Source organism: Paraburkholderia sp. UCT31 (assembly GCF_014397655.1).
Classification (GTDB): domain Bacteria; phylum Pseudomonadota; class Gammaproteobacteria; order Burkholderiales; family Burkholderiaceae; genus Paraburkholderia; species Paraburkholderia tuberum.
Window position 1 is genome coordinate 1 of the sequence record NZ_VZQP01000058.1, and the last position, 20,222, is coordinate 20,222.

Annotated in this window: 21 protein-coding genes; 17 read left to right on the plus strand and 4 right to left on the minus strand. The window is 66.9% G+C overall.

Features of this window, described 5'->3' with window-relative positions:
- The 8 genes from F6X40_RS33775 to F6X40_RS33810 form a co-directional block, all read left to right on the plus strand.
- On the plus strand, window positions 1-202 hold a 202-nt coding region (locus F6X40_RS33775), incomplete at its 5' end, for a LysR substrate-binding domain-containing protein (RefSeq protein WP_262421653.1).
- A gap of 236 nt (window positions 203-438) precedes the next feature.
- Window positions 439-1,233 (plus strand): sugar phosphate isomerase/epimerase family protein, encoded by a 795-nt coding sequence (locus tag F6X40_RS33780; RefSeq protein ID WP_187630814.1) that lies wholly within the window; start codon window positions 439-441, stop codon window positions 1,231-1,233.
- A gap of 165 nt (window positions 1,234-1,398) precedes the next feature.
- Window positions 1,399-2,382: a sugar kinase gene (locus tag F6X40_RS33785; protein ID WP_187630815.1), complete on the plus strand. Its 984-nt coding sequence runs from the start codon at window positions 1,399-1,401 to the stop codon at window positions 2,380-2,382.
- Window positions 2,383-2,505: 123 nt separating this feature from the next.
- Entirely contained in the window at window positions 2,506-3,795 is a 1,290-nt protein-coding gene (locus tag F6X40_RS33790; RefSeq protein WP_187630816.1) for an MFS transporter, read from the plus strand.
- Window positions 3,795-4,760 carry a 2-hydroxyacid dehydrogenase gene (locus F6X40_RS33795; protein ID WP_187630817.1) on the plus strand — a complete coding sequence of 322 codons (966 nt, stop codon included), beginning with the start codon at window positions 3,795-3,797 and terminating at the stop codon, window positions 4,758-4,760. The genes F6X40_RS33790 and F6X40_RS33795 overlap by 1 nt, the downstream gene beginning before the upstream one ends.
- Window positions 4,761-4,814: 54 nt before the next feature.
- Window positions 4,815-5,909 carry a LacI family DNA-binding transcriptional regulator gene (locus tag F6X40_RS33800; protein WP_184066012.1) on the plus strand — a complete coding sequence of 365 codons (1,095 nt, stop codon included), beginning with the start codon at window positions 4,815-4,817 and terminating at the stop codon, window positions 5,907-5,909.
- Between the two features lie 83 nt (window positions 5,910-5,992).
- Window positions 5,993-6,892, plus strand: a complete 900-nt coding sequence (locus F6X40_RS33805; RefSeq protein WP_187630818.1) for a YhfC family intramembrane metalloprotease — start codon at window positions 5,993-5,995, stop codon at window positions 6,890-6,892.
- A gap of 96 nt (window positions 6,893-6,988) precedes the next feature.
- The gene (locus F6X40_RS33810; RefSeq protein ID WP_187630819.1) at window positions 6,989-7,354 is read left to right on the plus strand and encodes a DUF3022 domain-containing protein; all 366 of its coding nucleotides are present in this window, start codon (window positions 6,989-6,991) and stop codon (window positions 7,352-7,354) included.
- A gap of 40 nt (window positions 7,355-7,394) precedes the next feature.
- On the opposite strand, the gene F6X40_RS33815 is transcribed toward F6X40_RS33810, so the two are convergent.
- On the minus strand, window positions 7,395-7,832 hold the full coding sequence (locus F6X40_RS33815; RefSeq protein WP_184022710.1) for a PGDYG domain-containing protein: 438 nt from the start codon (window positions 7,830-7,832) through the stop codon (window positions 7,395-7,397).
- A gap of 264 nt (window positions 7,833-8,096) precedes the next feature.
- A complete protein-coding gene (locus F6X40_RS33820) occupies window positions 8,097-8,615 on the minus strand; it encodes a Spy/CpxP family protein refolding chaperone (protein WP_184066002.1) in 519 nt (172 codons plus the stop codon).
- 338 nt (window positions 8,616-8,953) lie between these two features.
- On the opposite strand from F6X40_RS33820, the gene F6X40_RS33825 reads away from it, so the two are divergent.
- Together F6X40_RS33825 and F6X40_RS33830 are read left to right on the plus strand one after the other, a co-directional pair.
- On the plus strand, window positions 8,954-9,412 hold the full coding sequence (locus F6X40_RS33825) for an Lrp/AsnC family transcriptional regulator (protein WP_090805298.1): 459 nt from the start codon (window positions 8,954-8,956) through the stop codon (window positions 9,410-9,412).
- Between the two features lie 257 nt (window positions 9,413-9,669).
- Window positions 9,670-10,767 carry a saccharopine dehydrogenase family protein gene (locus F6X40_RS33830; protein WP_184022712.1) on the plus strand — a complete coding sequence of 366 codons (1,098 nt, stop codon included), beginning with the start codon at window positions 9,670-9,672 and terminating at the stop codon, window positions 10,765-10,767.
- Window positions 10,768-10,883: 116 nt separating this feature from the next.
- Here F6X40_RS33830 and F6X40_RS33835 read toward each other — a convergent pair whose 3' ends face one another.
- On the minus strand, window positions 10,884-11,465 hold the full coding sequence (locus F6X40_RS33835; protein ID WP_187630820.1) for an AAA family ATPase: 582 nt from the start codon (window positions 11,463-11,465) through the stop codon (window positions 10,884-10,886).
- The gene (gene cydX / locus F6X40_RS33840) at window positions 11,462-11,608 is read right to left on the minus strand and encodes a cytochrome bd-I oxidase subunit CydX (protein ID WP_184056699.1); all 147 of its coding nucleotides are present in this window, start codon (window positions 11,606-11,608) and stop codon (window positions 11,462-11,464) included. The genes F6X40_RS33835 and cydX overlap by 4 nt, the downstream gene beginning before the upstream one ends.
- A 339-nt stretch (window positions 11,609-11,947) precedes the next feature.
- Between cydX and F6X40_RS33845 the strand changes: the two genes are divergently transcribed.
- From F6X40_RS33845 to rbsK, 7 genes are all read left to right on the plus strand, one after another.
- Window positions 11,948-12,388 carry a DUF2846 domain-containing protein gene (locus F6X40_RS33845; protein WP_262421654.1) on the plus strand — a complete coding sequence of 147 codons (441 nt, stop codon included), beginning with the start codon at window positions 11,948-11,950 and terminating at the stop codon, window positions 12,386-12,388.
- Between the two features lie 180 nt (window positions 12,389-12,568).
- Complete coding sequence (corA, locus tag F6X40_RS33850; RefSeq protein WP_187630822.1) at window positions 12,569-13,546, plus strand: magnesium/cobalt transporter CorA; 978 nt, start codon at window positions 12,569-12,571, stop codon at window positions 13,544-13,546.
- 326 nt (window positions 13,547-13,872) lie between these two features.
- Window positions 13,873-14,847 (plus strand): sugar ABC transporter substrate-binding protein, encoded by a 975-nt coding sequence (locus F6X40_RS33855; protein WP_187630823.1) that lies wholly within the window; start codon window positions 13,873-13,875, stop codon window positions 14,845-14,847.
- 291 nt (window positions 14,848-15,138) lie between these two features.
- Entirely contained in the window at window positions 15,139-16,731 is a 1,593-nt protein-coding gene (locus tag F6X40_RS33860) for a sugar ABC transporter ATP-binding protein (RefSeq protein ID WP_187630824.1), read from the plus strand.
- Window positions 16,731-17,858 carry an ABC transporter permease gene (locus tag F6X40_RS33865; RefSeq protein ID WP_187630825.1) on the plus strand — a complete coding sequence of 376 codons (1,128 nt, stop codon included), beginning with the start codon at window positions 16,731-16,733 and terminating at the stop codon, window positions 17,856-17,858. Before F6X40_RS33860 ends, F6X40_RS33865 begins: the two co-directional genes overlap by 1 nt.
- A 200-nt stretch (window positions 17,859-18,058) precedes the next feature.
- Window positions 18,059-19,102 (plus strand): LacI family DNA-binding transcriptional regulator, encoded by a 1,044-nt coding sequence (locus tag F6X40_RS33870; protein WP_187630826.1) that lies wholly within the window; start codon window positions 18,059-18,061, stop codon window positions 19,100-19,102.
- Between the two features lie 86 nt (window positions 19,103-19,188).
- The gene (rbsK, locus tag F6X40_RS33875) at window positions 19,189-20,118 is read left to right on the plus strand and encodes a ribokinase (protein WP_187630827.1); all 930 of its coding nucleotides are present in this window, start codon (window positions 19,189-19,191) and stop codon (window positions 20,116-20,118) included.
- The last annotated feature ends 104 nt before the right edge of the window (window positions 20,119-20,222 follow it).

A 20,222-nucleotide genomic window follows, 5' to 3' on the forward strand; every position in this document is an offset into this window, starting at 1 on the left:
GAAGGAGGCGGTGCGGGCGGGGATGGGTGTCGGTTTCGTGTCGGCGATGTCGATGCGGCATGAGAACGGTGCGCTGCGGCTCATGTCGCTGAGCCCGCAGCCGCTGACGCGGCGGCTGTCGATTCTGGTGCCGCATGCGAGCGCGCCGTCGCGGGTGGTCGAGCAGTTTCTGGCGATGTGCGTCGCGGACGAGGGCGGCTGATTGCCGCGCTGGCAGCGTATGGGTTCGAGAATCCGAACCCGCGCGGGGCGCTGCCGTGCCCGGCGCGCTTCGCTTTACGCTCGCCGTACGCCGGCCGCGCCTGGGGATTTCCTCTATGGTGCGCGATGGCTGTCCCGAGCACCATTCGCACATCGCAGCGCCTCGGCGCTTTTTTTCGAAGTTTAATTGGAACCGGTTCCAAAAACCGTTTCGCTTCAGGATTGCGTGAGTTGGATATGGCTGATGCAGTGGAGATCGTGGTCGTCGCCAGCGCGTTCGGTGTGAACGCCGTGCGCGCCGACGGCCATCTGAAATGGGCGCAGGCGGCAAAGCGCGCCGGCGCGGCGGGTTTCGAAGTGCGCCGGGAGCTGTTCGCGAGCGACGCGGACGCGGACCCGCAACGGCTGCGCGCGCTCGGCGCGGCGTTGGCCGATCTCGGGCTGTGGTCGGTGTTCTCGACGCCGGCATCGTTGTACGCGGCGGACGGCCAGCTCGATACCGACGCACTGCGTGTCGCGCTCGATCAGGCGGCCGCGCTCGGCGCGCGCTTCGTCAAGCTGCAACTCGGCGGCTTCGCGGGCGAGGCTCACGGCGCGGCCATCGTCGCGCACGTCGCGAGCGGCTCGGGCACCACGGGCGGTGCGCAGCCACGGCTCGTCGTCGAAAACGGGCAACTGGCGCAGGGCGGCTCGCCCGCGCAGTTCGTCGGGCTGTTCGATGCGCTCGCGCGTGAAGGCCACGCGGGCGTGCTCGGCATGACCTTCGATACCGGCAACTGGGCGTGGCTCGACGTCGCGCCGCTACCCATCGCGCCGCAGCTCGCGCCGTACGTCGAGTACATCCATTGCAAGACCACCACGGGCGAGGGCGCGCGGCGCTTTGCGAGCGCGCCGGCCGAGGATGACGCGCCATTGCGCGCGCTCCTCGACCGGCTGCCGCGCGATGTGCCGCGCGGCATCGAGTTTCCGTTCGATCCGAGCCGGATCGACGCGGATGCCGCGCGTTATGTGAGCTGGCTTGCGCGCGTGTAGACGCGCGGCGCGGCATCACGAAGCGCCTCGGTCGAAGCCGTATAGCAGACGAGGCGGCAACTCAGGCAGCAACTCAGGCAGCAACCCAGGCAGCAACCCAGGCAGCAAAGAACGCATTCCACGCAACACGAATCACCGCATCAGCAGCACCACCAGGAGCCCAGCATGACCCACCCTTACCCCGCGCTCGACGTGATCACCTACGGCGAAGCGATGGCGATGTTCGTCGCCGCCGAAGCCGGCCCGCTCGCGGGCGTCGGGCACTTCACGAAGCGCATCGCCGGCGCGGATCTGAACGTCGCGATCGGCTTGTCCCGACTCGGCTTCAGGGTGGGCTGGATGAGCCGCGTCGGCGACGATTCGTTCGGCCGGTACGTGCGCGACACGCTGACGAAAGAGGGCATCGACCAGCAATGCGTGAGCACCGACGCGCGCCATCCGACCGGCTTCCAGCTGAAGTCGAAGAGCGACGACGGCAGCGACCCGGCGGTCGAATACTTCCGCAAGGGCTCGGCGGCGAGCCATCTGTCGCTCGACGACTACCTCGCCGATTACGTGCTGCCCGCGCGTCATCTGCATCTGACCGGCGTCGCCCCGGCGATCTCGGCAAGCTCGCGCGAACTCGCATTCCACCTGGCCCGCGAAATGCGCGCTGCGGGCAGGACGATCTCGTTCGACCCGAACCTGCGTCCGATGCTATGGCCCTCGCGCGCGGCGATGGTCGAAGGCTTGAACGCGCTCGCCGCGCTCGCCGACTGGGTGCTGCCCGGCATCGGCGAGGGTGAGATGCTGACCGGCCACACGCAGCCGGAGGACATCGCGAAGTTCTATCTCGAGCGCGGCGCGCGCGGCGTGATCGTCAAGCTCGGCGCGCAGGGCGCGTATTACCGCACCGCGACCGATGCCGCGACGATCGCCGGCCGGCCGGTCGCGAACGTCGTCGATACGGTCGGCGCGGGCGATGGTTTCGCGGTCGGCGTGATCAGCGCGCTGCTCGAAGGCCGCACGCTCGCGCAGGCGGTCGCGCGTGGCAACCGGATCGGCGCGCTCGCGATCCAGGTGATCGGCGATTCGGAAGGTTTGCCGAACCGCGCCGAACTCGACGCGCTGGAGCTGGCCGAGGTACCGGGCATCGCAAGCGCGGCCTGACGCGGATCGGACCGCATCGATAGCCCTGCATCCACAACCAGCATCGACGACAACAAGAGCGCCCACAGCGCGCCCAGATTTTTTCATCATTGATTCGGGACAACGCCGTCCAAGGAGACTTCCATGACCTCATCGCTTGCGATTCGCCGTTGGTGGACGATCATGCCGATCGTGTTCATCACTTACAGCCTCGCGTATCTGGATCGCGCGAATTTCGGCTTCGCGTCAGCGGCCGGCATCAACCAGGATCTCGGCATCAGCAAGGGGCTCGCGTCGCTGATCGGCGCGCTGTTCTTCCTCGGCTATTTCTTCTTCCAGATTCCGGGTGCGATCTATGCCGAGCGCCGCAGCGTGAAGAAACTGGTGTTCTGGAGCCTCGTTCTGTGGGGCGGCTGCGCGGCGTTGACCGGCATGGTCAGCAACATTCCGTCGCTGATGGCGATCCGCTTCCTGCTCGGCGTCGTCGAAGCCGCGGTGATGCCGGCAATGCTGATCTTCATCAGCAACTGGTTCACGAAGAGCGAGCGCTCGCGCGCGAACACGTTCCTGATCCTCGGCAATCCGGTCACGGTGCTGTGGATGTCGGTCGTGTCGGGCTATCTCGTGCATTCGTTCGGCTGGCGGCAGATGTTCATCGCCGAGGGCGCGCCCGCGATCATCTGGGCGATCTGCTGGTGGTTCCTCGTCAAGGACAAGCCCGAGCAGGTGTCGTGGCTCACGCAAGAGGAAAAAGACGCGCTCGCGCAGACGCTGCGCGCCGAGCAGGCCGCGATCAAGCCGGTGCGCAACTACAGCGAGGCGTTTCGCACGCCCGCGGTCACCAAGCTGTGCGCGCAGTATTTCTGCTGGAGCATCGGCGTGTACGGCTTCGTGCTGTGGCTGCCGTCGATCCTGAAGAACGGCTCGTCGTTCGGCATGGTGGAAACCGGCTGGCTGTCGGCGCTGCCGTATCTGGCCGCGACGATCGCGATGCTTGCAGCTTCGTGGGCATCGGATAAACTCAACCGCCGCAAGGTGTTCGTGTGGCCGTTCCTGCTGATCGGTGCGATTGCGTTCGCGGCGTCGTACGGGCTCGGCTCCGCGCATTTCTGGGTCTCGTATGCGCTGCTCGTGATCGCGGGCGCGGCGATGTACGCGCCGTATGGACCGTTCTTCGCGATCGTGCCGGAGCTGCTGCCGAAGAACGTCGCGGGCGGCGCGATGGCGCTGATCAACAGCATGGGCGCGCTCGGTTCGTTCGTCGGCTCGTACGTGGTCGGCTATCTGAACGGCGCGACCGGGTCGCCCGCGGCATCGTATGCATTCATGAGCGTGGCGCTCGTCGCCGCGGTGATCCTGACGCTCGCCGTCAAGCCGGCCGCCGCCGAACAACGTGGCCCCGCTCGTCCCACCGTCGCAAGGAAAATTAGCTGATGAACAAGATCGTCGCCTGGAAGTCGCTCCCCGAGGATGTGCTCGCCTATCTGCAACAGCATGCGCAGGTCGTGCAGGTCGATCCGTCACAGCATGATGCGTTCGTCGCCGCGCTGCGCGATGCCGACGGCGGCATCGGCGCGAGCGTGCAGATCACGCCGGCGATGCTCGAAGGCGCGAGCCGGCTGAAGGCGCTGTCGACGATCTCGGTCGGCTACGACCAGTTCGACGTCGCCGACCTCACGCGCCGCGGCATCGTGCTCGCGCACACGCCGGACGTGCTGACCGAATCGACCGCCGATACCGTGTTCTCGCTGATCCTCGCGTCCGCGCGGCGCGTCGTCGAGCTGGCCGACTGGGTCAAGGCGGGGCGGTGGCGCACGAGCATCGGGCCCGCGCAGTTCGGGCTCGACGTGCAGGGCAAGACGATCGGCATCGTCGGCTTGGGGCGGATCGGCGGCGCGGTCGCGCGACGCGCGGCGCTCGGCTTCAACATGAAGGTGCTGTATACGAACCGCAGCGCGAACCACCAAGCGGAGCAGGCGTATGGCGCGCGGCGCGTCGAGCTGGCTGAATTGCTCGCGCAGTCCGATTTCGTCTGTCTGCAGGTGCCGCTCACGCGAGAGACGCGGCATCTGATCGGCGCCGCCGAACTGCGCGCGATGAAGAAGAGCGCGATCCTGATCAACGCTTCACGCGGCGCGACCGTCGACGAACCGGCGCTGATCGAGGCGCTGCGCAACGGCACGATTCACGGCGCGGGCCTCGACGTGTTCGACACCGAACCGTTGCCTGCCGACTCGCCGTTGCTCGCCATGCCGAACGTGGTCGCATTGCCGCATATCGGCTCGGCGACGCACGAGACCCGTCACGCGATGGCGCTCAACGCGGCGGAGAACCTGGTCGCCGCGCTCGACGGCACATTGACGACCAACATCGTCAACCGTGACGTCCTGGCGAAGTGATTCGCAGGGCGGCGCGCAAGCTCCCGTCCTCGGACCGGCACGAGCGATGAGCGAATGAGCACGACCCCGCCCCCGGCCAGCATGCCGCCTGGTCCCCCGAGCGCGCCGACGCGCCGCGCGACGATCACCGATGTCGCGCGTGAAGCCGGCACCGGCAAGACCAGCATCTCGCGCTATCTGAACGGCGAGTTCAGCGCGCTGTCGCCCGAGCTGCGCGCGCGCATCGAAGCCGCGATCGCGCGGCTCGACTATCAGCCGAACCAGATGGCGCGCGGCCTGAAGCGCGGCCGCAACCGGCTGATCGGCATGCTGGTCGCCGACCTGACCAATCCGTACTCCGTCGAAGTGCTGCAAGGCGTCGAGGCCGCGTGCCACGCGCTCGGCTTGATGCCGTTGATCTGCCACGCGGCGAACGAAGTCGAGATGGAGCGGCGTTATCTGCAACTGCTGACCACGTATCGCGTGGAAGGTGTGATCGTCAACGCGCTAGGCGTGCGCGAGGAGACGTTGCGGCCGGTCGGCGACGGCGGGATTCCGGCGGTGCTGGTCGATCGGCGCGTGGAGGGGCTGGTCGCCGACATGGTCGGTCTCGACAATGGCGCGGCCGCCGCGCTCGGTACGCGGCATCTGCTCGAACGGGGCTTCGAGCACATCTGGTTCGTCGTGCAGCCGTTCGAGCAGGTCAGCTCGCGGCAGTTGCGCGTCGAAGCATTCGATCGGGCGATGCGCGACGATGGCCGCGCGCGCGGTCGTACGCTGGTGCTCGATCTCGCCGATGCAACTGCGCTCGAGCGCGGTCTCGCGGAGCTGGATCGTGCGATCGACTCGCCGGGCGGGGCCGGTGCCGAGCCCGCCGGCGCCTCCCCACGCGTCGCGCTGTTCGCGGCCAACGCACCGGTCGCGTTGCGGCTCGCGCTGCATCTGAACGCGCGTTACGGCGCGCACTGGCAGAGCCGCGTCGCGCTGCTTTCCATCGACGATCCGGATTGGGCCGAGCTCGCCGGCATCACGACGATCCGCCAGCCGACCTACGACATCGGTTATCGCGCGGTCGAATTCCTGCACGAGCGCATCGAAGGCGCGCAGACGGGCGCGCGCGACTGCCTGCTGCCCGGCGAGCTGATCGTGCGTGCGTCGACCGCACGCTGATTTCCGGCCGATCTGCGATGATGCGGGCTGCGGCGCGCAGCGGTTGCGCGCCGGGGATTGCAAGGAACCCCGCAAGGATACTCATGGTCGTGCCACCGCTTACCCTCGCGAGTCTCGCGCTCGCCACGCTCGTCATCGCCGCTTTACCGTTTCTGATTTACCGACAATTGCGCCGTCCGCTCGCGCTTCGGCCGCACGACGCGATCGCCGGCGTCGCGGTGTTCGCGCTGTTCGCGATGGTCATCGAGCGTGCGCTGCACGACTATCTGTTGCGCGGCAACGAAACGACCGCGGCGTTCCTTTCGCAGCCGCTCGCGTTCGTCGTCTATGGTGCGCTGGCCGCGGGCGTTTGCGAGGAAGTGGGGCGGTTCTTCGGCATGCGGCTGCTCATGAAGCGCGCGGCGGCGCGGCCGGCGGTGCGCAAGAAGGCGAACGTCGACGCGCCCGCCGGCGTCGATGCAAGCGCGGGCGCGAGCCCCGCCGCCAGCACGACCGCCGACACGCGCACCGCCGCATTGCGCGCCGACGATGGCGCCGCGCTCAGCTACGGCCTCGGCCACGGCGGCGCAGAAGCGTGGATGGTCGGCGTGTTCGTGCAGTGCCAGTGGCTCGTGCTCGCGGTCCTCGAAAACCGTGGCCGGCTCGGCGATTACCTCGGCAATCTGCCGGCCGAAGCGGTGATGCGCGTGCATCTGATTCTCGCGAGCCTGACGCCGCAACTGGCCGGCATTTTCGCGCTCGAACGCGTCGCGGCGCTGGTGTTCCAGATCGGCCTGTCGGTGCTGATGTGGCGCGGCGTGCGGGCCGGCTCGCGCGGCATCCTGCCGCTCGCGATCGGGGTGCACGCGCTGATCGACGTGCCTGCGGCAATGACGCAGGCGCGGCTGTTGCCGCTCGCGGCGGCCGATACGATCTATGTGGTGGCGGCGGTGTTCGTCGCGGGACTGCTGATACGGATTTACCGGCGGCCGGCGGCGGCGTGAGCGGATGAGCCGCTGGACGGCAGGCGCCTCGCTATCCCTTCAGTGTTTCTCTAAAATGCGCCTACGTTTCAGGATCTTCTTTTCCCGGCAGCCTTCATGGAAGCTTACCAATACGACTGCGCGCATCCGGAGTTCGACGAGCTCGCGCGCGTCATCAGCGATCTGTTTCCCGAGCAGACGCAATTCATCGAGCGTGCCGCCGACGATGGCACGCCCACACTGACGGTTCACTGGGTAGCAATGCGCTTCGGTTCCACCGCGCGCCGTATCGTGATGACGGTCGCTATCGCGCCGGCGGCGCTCGCGCGTTATCGCGCGATGCCGGCGCGGTTGCGTGGCCGCAGCTTTGCGGTATTGCGCGCGTACGTCGAAGCGAGCCTGGGCTCGCTCGAAGAAATGTACGCGAACGGCCAGCCGGTCCCGCGCGAAGTCACGGTCGATCTCGGCGAAGAGTTCGCGTGACGCGCGAATGAAGCGCGAGTGAAGCGCGGGCGAAGCGGATTCAATCCGCGAGCCGATAGACCTTCGCGAAACGCGCGGCCTGCACGACGCCATAGTCGCCGGGCGCGTACTGCATGACCCAGTCGCCGGCCGCGCCGTGCAGCACGTCGCCGCCGCTCGCGGAGCGCGCGAGCGAGAAGGACTCGTCCATCCGGCGGGCGAGTACGACCGCCGGGCGATTGCGGTAGGCGCCGGCTTCGCCGTGCGCGAGCGCGGCATCGGCGGGCAGGTACTTCGCATCGAAGCGCTCGCGCGACACGACCCAGCGCTCGCCGGTCGAGCCGGTGATCAGCGCATCGCCGCGCACATAGCGGTTCGGGCCTTCGAGGCTCATCAACTGGCCTTCGGCGGCGGCGAATTCGACGCTTACCGTTTCGTCCTTGACGACGCGTTGGGCGTGCGGATCGTCACGTAAATCGAGATTCCTGAGTTCGGTCATGAAGCGGGTGGAAGATTAGGGGGTGAGCGTTGCGGCGAGACTTGCCGCTTTGCGGCGATCGTGCGTCGAGTCGCTGGGACGGGTAGTCGGCCCAGACAGCGCGCCCCGAATAATGCCAGATGCATGAGCCGGGCGGGGGAAGGCGAAAGGGTGAGACGTGGTGAGAAAGCCGCTGTTCGGGCGCCGTCGGAATTGCCGAAATCAACCGCGTCCGAACGGACCCGCGCCCGCAACGGGGCAACCCCCGCCGCGGGCGCTCTTTCATTACGGCTTGACAGTCGCGTCGCTCGGGGCTTCTGCCGCGGGCTTGCCGCCCTTGCCCTTGCCATGGTGGCCGCGATGATGACCCTCGGGGCCGCCCTGGTGGAACGTCGCGTCGGCGAGCTTCTTCTGCTCCGGCGACAGGCTGCTATACAGCGGATCGAACGCATCGACGAGCTTCTTCATGCCGTCCGCATGCGCCTGCGCGATCGTTGCGTACTGTTTCATGTCGTCGAGCGCGCTCACGTTGGTGGCCGCCTTGCGCTGCTCGAACAGCCGGCCCATCGTTTCGCCGTTGCTGCGCATGACGTCGGCGAACGCCTTCCATTGCGTTTCCTGCGCGGGCGTGATCTTCAGTTGCGAGTGCAGATAAGCGATGCGGTCTTCGACGTTGCGTTCGTGGCCGGCCTTGGCCGCGGAGGCCGAGGCCGTGGTGTCCGGCGCTGCGGCCGGCGCGGCGGTTTGGGCGAACGCGCCGCCCATCGAAACGGCCGTAGCCAGCATAACCAGTGCTTTTTTCATCGAAACTCCTGATGTCTGTTCGTTATTGAGACACGGCGCGCGGCGAGCGTCTTGCCCCGCGCCAGCGGCGAATGGCGCCGCACCGCAAGCGGCTGCCGCATTCGCCCGGCGCCGCTATTAGTAACACGTTAACCCTACAATACGGTGCGTGTGCGACAAACGCTTACAACCGAAACGAACGCGAAACGGCTCGCGCCTGATCGGCAATCGCGCCGACATACTGCGCCGGGCCGCCCCACAGTGTGCCGTGCATCTGTGACCGTACCGCGTGACATGGCGCCGCTGCGTGCAGACGCGCGATAATCCGCGACATTCCACACCAACTTCCTTCCCCTTCGATGAGACCTCCGCGCCTCGACCAGCTCGACGACCTCGACCGCAACCTCGTTGCACTGCTGCAAGCCAACGCGCGCGAGAGCGTCGCGAATCTTGCGCGGCAGCTCGGCGTCGCGCGCACGACCGTGATCGCGCGCATTGCGCGGCTCGAGCGCAGCAACGTGATCGCCGGCTACAGCGTGAGGCTTGGCCAGGATGTGCTCGATTCGAGCATCGTCGCGTATGTCGGCATCATCATCGCGCCGAAGCACGGACCGGCCGTGCAGAAACGCCTCGGCAAAATGCCCGAAGTGCAGATGCTGTGCGCGGTCAGCGGCGAGTTCGACTACGTGGCATGGCTGCGCGCCGATTCGCCCGAGCGGCTCAACGATCTGCTCGATCAGATCGGCGGGCTAGAGGGCGTCGAGCGGACCACGACGTCGATCATTCTCGCGCGCAAGATCGACCGCGGCACGGTGTGAGTCGGCGCGCGGCGTAACTTCTTCGCGAGTGCTGCGAGAGTCCATCGTTGACGCCTTTTTTACGCTGTTTCGACAAATCGTTTGACCGGTTCGTCAGAACGTCGAACCGGATGGTCATACCGCAGCATTTTGCGCGTATGAACTGTTTTTGCTTCTTCCTACACTGTCATTCAAGGGTTCGGCCCGCAGGCGCCGCGCGCAACACGCGGCGCACTTCCCAAGCTCAGAGACAGCACATGGATAACAAGGAGAAGCAGATGAAAGTAGCTATCGTTGGCGCAGGTCTGATCGGTCACACCATTGCCCATATGCTGCGCGAGACGGGCGACTACGAAGTCGTCGCGTTCGACCGCGATCAGCACGCGCTCGACAAGCTCGCCGCCCAGGGCATTCCCACCCGCCGCATCGATTCCGCCGACGCCGCCGTGCTGCGCGCCGCCATCGAGGGCTTCGACGTGCTGATCAACGCGCTGCCGTACTACCTCGCGGTCAACGTCGCATCGGCCGCGAAGGGCGCGGGTGTCCATTATTTCGACCTGACCGAGGACGTACGCGCGACGCACGCGATCCGCGCGATCGCCGAAGATGCCGATCACGCATTCATGCCGCAGTGCGGTCTCGCGCCGGGCTTCATCGGCATTGCCGCGCACGAGCTCGCGAATCGCTTCACGGAAATCCGCGACGTGAAGATGCGCGTCGGCGCGCTGCCCGAGTTTCCGACCAATGCGCTGAAGTACAACCTGACGTGGAGCGTCGACGGCCTGATCAACGAGTACTGCCAGCCGTGCGAGGCCATCCGCGATGGCCGCACGCAATGGGTGCAGCCGCTCGAAGGCCTCGAGCATTTCTCGCTCGACGGCACCGAGTACGAAGCGTTCAACACGTCGGGCGGGCTGGGCACGCTGTGCGAAACGCTGGCGGGCCGCGTCGAATCGCTCGACTACAAGTCGGTGCGCTATCCGGGTCATCGCAACCTGATGCAGTTCCTGCTCGAAGACCTGCGTTTGTCGAGCGACCGCGATACGCTGAAGACCATCATGCGCCGCTCGGTGCCGTCGACCGCGCAAGATGTCGTGCTGGTGTTCATCACCGTGAGCGGCATGCGCGACGGTCAGCTCGTGCAGGAGGTGTTCACGCGCAAGATCTTCGCGAAGACCGTCTGCGGCGTGCCGATGAGCGCGATTCAGATCACGACCGCCGGCGCGATGTGCGCGGTGCTCGATCTGTTCCGCGAGCGCAAGCTGCCGCAAAAGGGCTTCGTGCGCCAGGAGCAGGTGTCGCTCGGCGATTTTCTGGCGAACCGCTTCGGCAAGTTGTACGAAGGGCAGTCGCTGGAGGCGATGGCGACGGTTTAAGGCCGGCATGGCTCGCGTCGAATGAAAATCCCCGTACGTCGTCGACGTACGGGGATTTTCCGTTTTTCAGCCATCATCGGGCCGGCGCGGCACTCGCCAGACAGAAGGGAGGGCCGTCATCCAGCCACGATTTGCGCGACGAGCGCTTCATGGTCCGCCGAACTGGGCGCGGTATTGTCGAACATCAGCAGACCCTCGCGGCTCGCGCCGCTCGGCTCGAAACGCCGCCGCCGGTAGACGTCCCAGTGCGCGAGCTTGTACGCATCGTTGGGATTCGCGCGCGCGACGATCCGCTGCCGCGCCACGTCCTCCGAGGTCCGCACCCACACGACACGCAACCTCACGTCCGGCGCGACGCCGAGCCACGCATGATCGAACAGCCGCCGCTCGCGCACCTCGCGAGACAGCGGGCCGACGACCAACGCGCTGATGCCGAGTTCGAGATTGTCGCGCGCCGTATCGATGAGGCCGCGATACTCGGGGTCGCGCAGATGCTGCAGGAAAAGAGGGCTGTCGCGATCGTCCGGATTGCCGGTCAGCATCGCCATCGCGGCCGCGCTATAGCCGCCGTACAGCGTGTCCTTGTCGAGCAGGCAGAAGGGGATGCCGCTCACTTTCATCAGCGGGCCGAGCAGTTTTTTCGCCAGCGTCGTCTTGCCCGTGCCCGCATGACCGCAAAAGAAAACCAGAGAAGTCACGCAGGCTTGTCCTCACGCGGCGCGGCGGCGTCATCGGGGCGCGGGTCGCGCGCGAACGTGCCGTTGGCCTCGAGCCACATCACGTTGATGATGCCGAAGCCGAGCGCCACACCCACGCCGAGAATCCAGGTGAAATACCACATCGCAGTCTCCTTGATCGTGCGTCCGGCGTCGCGGATCGACAGGCATGCCGGCAACCGACGATGGCCAGCCGCGAGCGCGGCCGCCTGCACCGATCATGAAGAAGAACGCCGCGCCATGCAAGAGGCGCGGCGCCCGAGCTCCGTGCGCCGTGGCTGGCGGAATGTCCGCGCGTTGCTATGATGCGCAACGGTCATGCGTACGAGCGTACCGTGTCCGCCGAACCGGCGGACGCGGAGCGACGACCCACACCGCGTAGTCGGAGACTCGGGCCGCAATCGAGAGCACAGGGGAGAACCAGCATGCCGAGGCGCCTGTCTTGCCGCTGCCGAGCCGCACGGATGGCCGGGTCCGCACGCTGCGCCGCGTTGGCCGCATGCGTCGCGCTCGGCGTGCTCACGCTGGCCGGCTGCGCGTCGACGCCGGCCGAGCCGGTACCGTTCAAACCGGTGCCTGCCGAGCGCATCGTCAGACAGGGCTATACGGCGCCGGGCCCCGGCCTCGTCGCGGTGGACGTGCGGCGCGAGCGTTCGCGCGACGTGATCGTGCGGTTCCGCAATGCGCTCGTCTATATCGACGGCGAGCGCGTGACCGACCTGATGAACGGCGAGCACGTGGTGTTCTATCTGCCGCCCGGCGCGCATCGGATCGGCGTATCGACGCAGTTCGATCCGGTCATCGAGCTGAACTTCGTCGTGACGGCCGACCCGCGCTACACGAACCGCGCCTCGGTCACGTTCAACGACGATCACCGCATCGGCCTGCAGCGGGTCGCGCAGTAGCGTGCGCTCGAGCATTAACAATTGGAAACGCGCGGCTTAGGTATCGCGCCTTAACATGGCGGCTGATGCAAGCGGCCTGGAAGCGTGCTTGTCCGTTCATGCAGACCCGTCGACCCGTCTTACGCAATGCTTACGTGAGAGGGTGGCGAGGTCTGCTTTTGTATGCAAGGTAATCCGAACATGCTGATCAATTGCGCCGCCTATCAGGACGGCCGGAAACTCGCCGACATCGATATCGACAGCATCAGCGACTACGTCGCGCGGCCCGAGTGCTTCGTCTGGGTCGCGTTGAAAGACCCGAGCCCCGACGAACTCGCGATGATGAAAGACGAGTTCAATCTGCACGAGCTCGCCATCGAAGATGCGCAATACGGCCATCAACGGCCGAAGATCGAGGAGTACGGCGATTCGCTGTTCACCGTGATGCACACGGTCGAGATGGACGAGCAGGGCGAATTCGTGATCGGCGAAGTCGACGTGTTCGTCGGCGCCAACTATGTGCTGTCGGTGCGGCGCGGCACGCGCACCGGCTTCAAAAGCGTGCGCGCGCGCTGCGAGCATGAGCCGCATCTGTTGAAGGAGGGCTCGGCGTTCGTGCTGTACGCGCTGATCGACGATGTGGTCGACCGTTATTTCCCGGTCATCGAGGCGATGAGCACCGAGCTCGAAACGCTCGAGGACCGCATCTTCGAGAAGAACGACTCGACCGCCTCGCGCGCGATCGTGCAGGACCTGTACACGATGAAGCGCCGGCTCGTGATCCTCCAGCACCATATCGTGCCGCTGCAGGAAGCGGTCGGCAAACTGACGGGCGGGCGCATTCCGAGCGTCTGCGCCGGCATGCAGGCGTACTTCCGCGACGTCTACGACCACCTCGACCGGATCGTCAGAACCATCGAGGGGCGCCGCGAAATCGTCGTCACGGCGGTGCAGGTGAACCTCGGCATGATCTCGCTCGCCGAGAGCGAAGTCACCAAGCGGCTCGGCTCGTTCGCCGCGCTGTTCGCGGTGCCGACCATGATCGCCGGCATCTACGGGATGAACTTCGAGCGCATTCCCGAGCTGCATTTCAAGTTCGGCTATCCGATCGTGCTGGCGGTGATGCTGGCGATCGACTTCGTGCTGTACCGGCGTTTTCGCAAGGCCGGCTGGCTGTAGCCGGCGCACCGTTCAATTTCCTCGGGGTTTCCCTTGCGGCGCGCGCGATACCAGGCCAGCATAAGCGGCCTGTGGGTCGCGCCGCACGCGACGCACAGGCGTCATCGACTGCACGGACTGAGCGAGGGAACCTTGCCACACGCTGTTGCCACACCCGCCCGGATCGATCGAGCGCATTGCGGCGCCGCAGATGTTGCGCGCCGGTGCGTTGCAACACCGCGAATCGTTGACATGCCGAAGAGCTTCCGCTGAGAATGGCCTCGCAAACGTTTGCGCATCACAAAAAATACGGCTCGCCCGCGAGCCTGACAACCTTGGAGATACGCATGAGCCATCGAACCCGTCGTCGCATTCTTGCCGCCGCAGTTCTCGCCACCGCCTCCGCCGTCCTGCCTTTTTCCGCCGCCCACGCGCAGAACGCCCCGGCTCATAAGCCGAAGGTCGCGCTCGTGATGAAGTCGCTCGCCAACGAGTTCTTCCTGACCATGGAGACCGGGGCGAAAGACTATCAGAAGCAGAACCCCGGCAAGTTCGACCTGATCACCAACGGCATCAAGGACGAAACCGACACCGCCAACCAGATCCGCATCGTCGAGCAGATGATCGTGTCGAAGGTCGACGCGATCGTGCTCGCGCCGGCCGATTCGAAGGCGCTGGTGCCGGTCGTCAAGAAGGCGGTCGACGCGGGCATCATCGTCGTCAACATCGACAACCGGCTCGATCCGGACGTGCTGAAGTCGAAAGACCTGAACGTGCCGTTCGTCGGCCCCGACAATCGCAAGGGCGCGCGGCTCGTCGGTGACTACCTCGCGAAGCGCCTGAAGGCCGGCGACGAGGTCGGCATCCTCGAAGGCGTGTCGACCACCACCAACGCGCAGCAGCGCACCGCGGGCTTCAAGGACGCGATGCAGGCGGTCGGCGCGAAGGTCGTGTCGGTGCAGTCGGGCGAGTGGGAAATCGACAAGGGCAACGCGGTCGCATCGGCCATGCTCAACGAGTATCCGAATCTGAAGGCGCTGCTCGCCGGCAACGACAACATGGCGATCGGCGCGGTGTCGGCGGTGCGCGCGGCCGGCAAGCAGGGCAAGGTGCTGGTGGTCGGCTACGACAACATCAACGCGATCCATCCGATGCTGAAGGACGGCCGCGTGCTCGCCACCGCCGACCAGTACGCGGCGAAGCAGGCCGTGTTCGGCATCGATACCGCGTTGAAGGCGTTGAGCGAAAACAGGAAGCAGTCGCAGCTGTCGGGCGTCGTCGAAACGCCGGTCGTTCTGGTGACGAAGGACACCCTGAAGTAAGCGCGCCGCGCCCGGCGCGAAGCACGAGCCGGGCGCAGCCGGGAAAGCGTACGGGAAGTTGCAAAAATCACCACGAATTATGGATAGCGTGTTTTAGAGGCAAACCACCACCCAGCGATCCGCTTTTGTTCAACGAACGCTCAAGAATCCCGCCGCACCGCCGTTAATCCCAGAGATAAGCGTCATGACGGCGGCTCGCGTGGTGAGAGGGAGCGCGGCCATGAGCAGCTGTGCATTCCGCGTAGTGGGGCGCCACGAAGGCGCCAGAAGCGCCATGCAACCAGGAGCGCGATGGATTCGACCGACCACGACGCCTTGCCTGTCGTACTGAGCGTCAGCGGCATCGGCAAGACCTATGCCGAACCGGTGCTCGCCGACGTATCGCTGTCGCTGCGAGCGGGCGAGGTATTGGCGTTGACCGGCGAGAACGGCGCGGGCAAGAGCACGCTGTCGAAGATCATCGGCGGGCTGGTCGAAGCGAGCGCGGGCACGATGCGGCTTGCCGACGCGCCGTACGCGCCCGCGAGCCGCACCGAGGCCGAGGCGCTCGGCGTGCGCATGGTCATGCAGGAGTTGAATCTGCTGCCTACGCTGTCGGTCGCCGAGAACCTGTTCCTGAACCGGCTGCCGCGTGCGGGCGCGTTCAGCTTCGGCTGGATCGATCGCGGCAAGCTGCGCGAGAACGCGCGCGAGGCGATGACGCAGGTCGGGCTCGACGCGATCGATCCCGACACGCTGGTCGGCGAACTGGGCATCGGTCATCAGCAGATGGTCGAGATCGCCCGCAACCTGATCGACGACTGCCGCGTGCTGATCCTCGACGAGCCGACCGCGATGCTGACCGCGCGCGAGGTCGATCTGCTGTTCGAGCAGATCGGGCGGCTCAAGGCTCGCGGCGTCGCGCTCGTCTATATCTCGCACCGGCTCGAAGAGCTGGCGCGGGTCGCCGAACGGGTCGCGGTGCTGCGCGACGGCCGCCTCGTGCATGTCGACGCGATGGCGAACCTGACGAGCGAGCAGATCGTCACGTGGATGGTCGGCCGCGAGCTCGGCGAGCATATCGATCTCGGCGAGCGCAACATCGGCGCGCCGCTCCTGAAAGTGGAGCGGCTCGCGCGCGGCAAGGTCGTGCGCGACGTGTCGTTCGAGGTGCGCGCGGGCGAGATTTTCGGTGTGAGCGGACTGATCGGCGCGGGCCGCACCGAGCTGATGCGGCTCATCTACGGCGCCGACCGCAAGGACGGCGGCAGCGTGTCGCTCGCCGCAACGCCGGGCGCCCCGCCTACGCCGGTGCAAATCGACTCGCCGGCGGACGCGGTACGCGCGGGTATCGCGCTGATCACCGAAGACCGCAAGGGCGAAGGCCTGCTGCTGCCGCAACCGATCGCGGCCAACCTGTCGCTCGGCAATCTCGGCAGCGTCGCGCGGCACGGCCTCGTCGACGCGAAGCGCGAGAACGCGCTGGCGCGCAAGCAGATCGCCGCGATGCGGATTCGCAGCTCGGGGCCCGCGCAGGTTGTCGGCGAGCTGTCGGGCGGCAACCAGCAGAAGGTCGTGATCGGCCGCTGGCTCGCGCGCGACTGCCGCGTGCTGTTGTTCGACGAACCGACGCGCGGCATCGACGTCGGCGCGAAGTTCGATATTTACGGCCTGATGGGCGGGCTCGCTCGCGACGGCCGCGCGCTCGTCGTGGTGTCGAGCGATCTGCGCGAACTGATGCTGATCTGCGACCGGATCGGCGTGATGTCGGCGGGCAGCATGACAGGCGTGTTCGAGCGCGCGAGCTGGAGCCAGGATGCGCTGCTCGCGGCTGCGTTCGCCGGCTACCGCGGCCGTGACGCGCTGCTGCACACGCACGGCGTCAACGAAGCAGGGAGTCTGTGATGACCGATCAATCGTGGCGCGAGGCGGCGGGTGTCAAACAGGACGGCCAGTTGGACGGCCAGTTGGGCGGCCAGCAGGACGGCCAGCAGGACGGCCAGCAGGACGGCCAGCAAGGCGGTGCGCCGGACGCGCCCGCCGTGACGCCGCCCGCCGATCCGTCGGCGCCGCTCGCGAGCGGCAAGCCGGCCGGCACGCGGCTCGGCTTTTCGAACTACCTGGGCCTCGCCGGCGCGCTGCTCGCGATGATCGTGCTGTTCTCGCTGCTGAGTTCGCACTTTCTGACCTACGACACGTTCAGCACGATCGCGAACCAGATTCCGGATCTCGTCGTGATGTCGGTCGGCATGACCTTCGTGCTGATCATCGCGGGGATCGATCTGTCGGTGGGCTCGGTGCTCGCCCTCGGGGCGTCGGTGGTCAGCGTGGTGACGCTGAAGTGGGGCTGGGGGCCAGCTGCCGGCGCGCTGCTCGGGGTCGCGGTCGCGGCGCTGACCGGCACCGTGACCGGCGCGGTGACGGTGGGCTGGCGAATTCCGTCGTTCATCGTGTCGCTCGGCGTGCTCGAGGCGGCGCGCGGCATGGCGTATCAGATGACCAATTCGCGCACCGCGTATATCGGCGATGCGTTCGATTTTCTGTCGAACCCGATTGCGCTTGGCATCTCGCCGGCCTTTCTGATCGCGGTCGCGGTGATGGTGATCGCGCAGCTGGTGCTGACGCGCACGGTGTTCGGGCGCTATCTGGTCGGGATCGGCACTAACGAGGAAGCGGTGCGGCTCGCGGGCGTCAATCCGCGGCCGTACAAGGTGATCGTGTTCGCGCTGATGGGCGCGCTGTCCGGACTCGCGGCGCTGTTCCAGATCTCGCGGCTCGAGGCGGCCGATCCGAATGCGGGTGTCGGCCTGGAGCTGCAGGTGATCGCGGCGGTCGTCATTGGCGGCACGAGTCTGATGGGCGGGCGTGGTTCGGTTATCAGCACGTTCTTTGGCGTGCTGATCATTTCGGTGCTGGCGGCGGGCCTCGCGCAGATCGGTGCGAACGAGCCGACCAAGCGCATGATCACCGGCGCGGTGATCGTGGTGGCGGTGGTGCTCGATACGTACCGCAGCCGTCGCAAACGCGCCTGAGATGGGAGCCGCGGCGCAACGATGAATGAGTGCATGGGACCGGAGTGAGCGCTAAACCGCTAACTCCGTTCGACCGCGATGAAACTGCATGGGACCGGAGTAAGCGCTGAAGCGCTAACTCCGTTCGACCGCGATGAAACTGCATGGGACCGGAGTAAGCGCTGAAGCGCTAACTCCGTTCGACAGGAGAGCAACAGGTTATGACGACGATCAAGGATGTGGCGGCGGTGGCGGGCGTGTCGTTCACGACGGTATCGCACGTCGTGAACAACTCGCGGCCCGTGTCGGCCGATGTGCGCGCGAAAGTCGAGCACGCGATCCGTCAACTGCACTATGTGCCGTCGGCGGTCGCGCGTTCGCTGAAGGCGCGCTCGACAGCGACGATCGGACTGGTGGTGCCGAACAGCACGAACCCGTATTTCGCGGAGCTCGCGCGCGGCATCGAGGACGGCTGCGCGCGCAATGGCTACTGCGTGTTCTTCTGCAACTCCGACGATGACCCCGCGAAGCAGCGCAACTATCTGCGCGTGCTGCAGGAAAAACGCATCGACGGGTTGATCGTCGCGTCGGCCGGCGACGACGCCGTGCTCGCGCAGGCGCTCGCCGACGCGCGCGAGCCGCTCGTGGTGGTGGACCGCAACATCGAGGGAGTCAGCGCGGACCTCGTGCAGATCGATCACGAGAAGGGCGCGTATCTGGCCACCCGGCATCTGCTCGAGCTCGGGCATGTGCGGATCGGTTGCATCACGGGGCCGGTGCAGACCGCGGTCAGCGCGATGCGGGTGCACGGCTTCATTCGCGCGATGGCCGAACGTGGCATCGAGATTCCGGCCGATGCGATCGTCGAAAGCGATTTTTCGGGGACGGGCGGACATCGCGCGGCCGCGCAGCTGTTCGATACGGTCAGGCCGTCGGCGATTTTCGCGGGCAACGACATGATGGGCATCGGCGCGTTGCGCGCGGCGGCGGAGCGCAATATCAGCGTGCCGCGCGATTGCTCGATCATCGGTTTCGACGATATCGAGCTGGGCCGCTTCACGTTCCCGTCGCTGTCGACGGTCGGACAGTCGGTGCGCGCGCTTGGCGACACGGCCGCGCAGACGCTGATCGACCGGATCGCCGAGGCGTCGTCGAACAGCACCGCGCGGGCGCCTGCGCGCCGCCGCGTGGTGTCGCCGCGGCTGATCGTGCGGGAGTCCACCGCGACATGGGCGGGCGAGGAACGGCGGGATCTGGCGGCCTGATGCGCCGGATCAAGGACGCATGAGGGGCGCTCGAAGGACGCGCGCGCAATTGCGACGCGACCCGTCGCGCAACGGAGGACACTCGAGTGGCAAGCAACCCAACGCGCGCACGCGTCACCGTGGTCGGTAGTCTGAACATGGACCTCGTGGTGCGTTCGCCACGCCTGCCCCAACCGGGCGAGACGCTGGCCGGCCGCGGCTTCGCGCAGGTCGCGGGCGGCAAGGGCGGCAACCAGGCGGTCGCGGCCGCGCGGCTCGGCGCGCAGGTGTCGATGCTCGGCTGCGTCGGTGCCGATGCGAATGGCGCGCAGCTGCGCGCGGGCCTCGAAGCGGAGCGCATCGACTGCGCCGCGCTCGAAACCGGCAGGGAGCCGAGCGGTGTGGCGCTGATCGTCGTCGACGATGCGAGCCAGAACACGATCGTGATCGTCGCGGGCAGCAACGGCGAGGTCACGCCGGCCGCCATCGCGCGACACGAAGCGACGCTCGCCGCCGCCGCCGTCGTGATCTGTCAGCTCGAAACCCCGCCCGAATCGGTGCGCGCGGCGCTGGCGGCGGCGCGGCGGCTCGGTAAGACCGTGATCCTGAATCCGGCGCCCGCCACCGGCCCGTTGCCGGCCGACTGGCTGCCGCTGATCGACTACCTGATTCCGAACGAACTCGAAGCCGCCGCGCTGAGCGGTCTCCCCGTCGACTCGCCCGAGGACGCCGCACGGGCGGCCGCCGCATTGCGTGCGGCCGGCGCGCGCAACGTGCTGGTCACGCTCGGTGCGCGCGGCGTGCATGCGTCGCTCGAAGGCGCGGCCGTGACGCTGTACGACGCGCCGCGCGTCGAGGCGGTCGACACGACCGCGGCCGGCGACACCTTTATCGGCGGCTTCGCGGCGCAGCTCGCGCAGGGCGCGAGCGTCGATGCGGCGATCCGCTTCGCGCAGCGCGCCGCCGCGCTATCGGTGACGCGCGCGGGCGCACAGCCATCGATTCCGACGCGCTCCGAGGTCGACGCATCGGACTGATGCCGCAGCGGCATTGGCACCGCGCACGCTGCCTGATCGAACTGTCCTGCCACCGCTTCGGGCCACTCCGAACGGGTCACATCTCCACCCATTCCCGCCGCCAA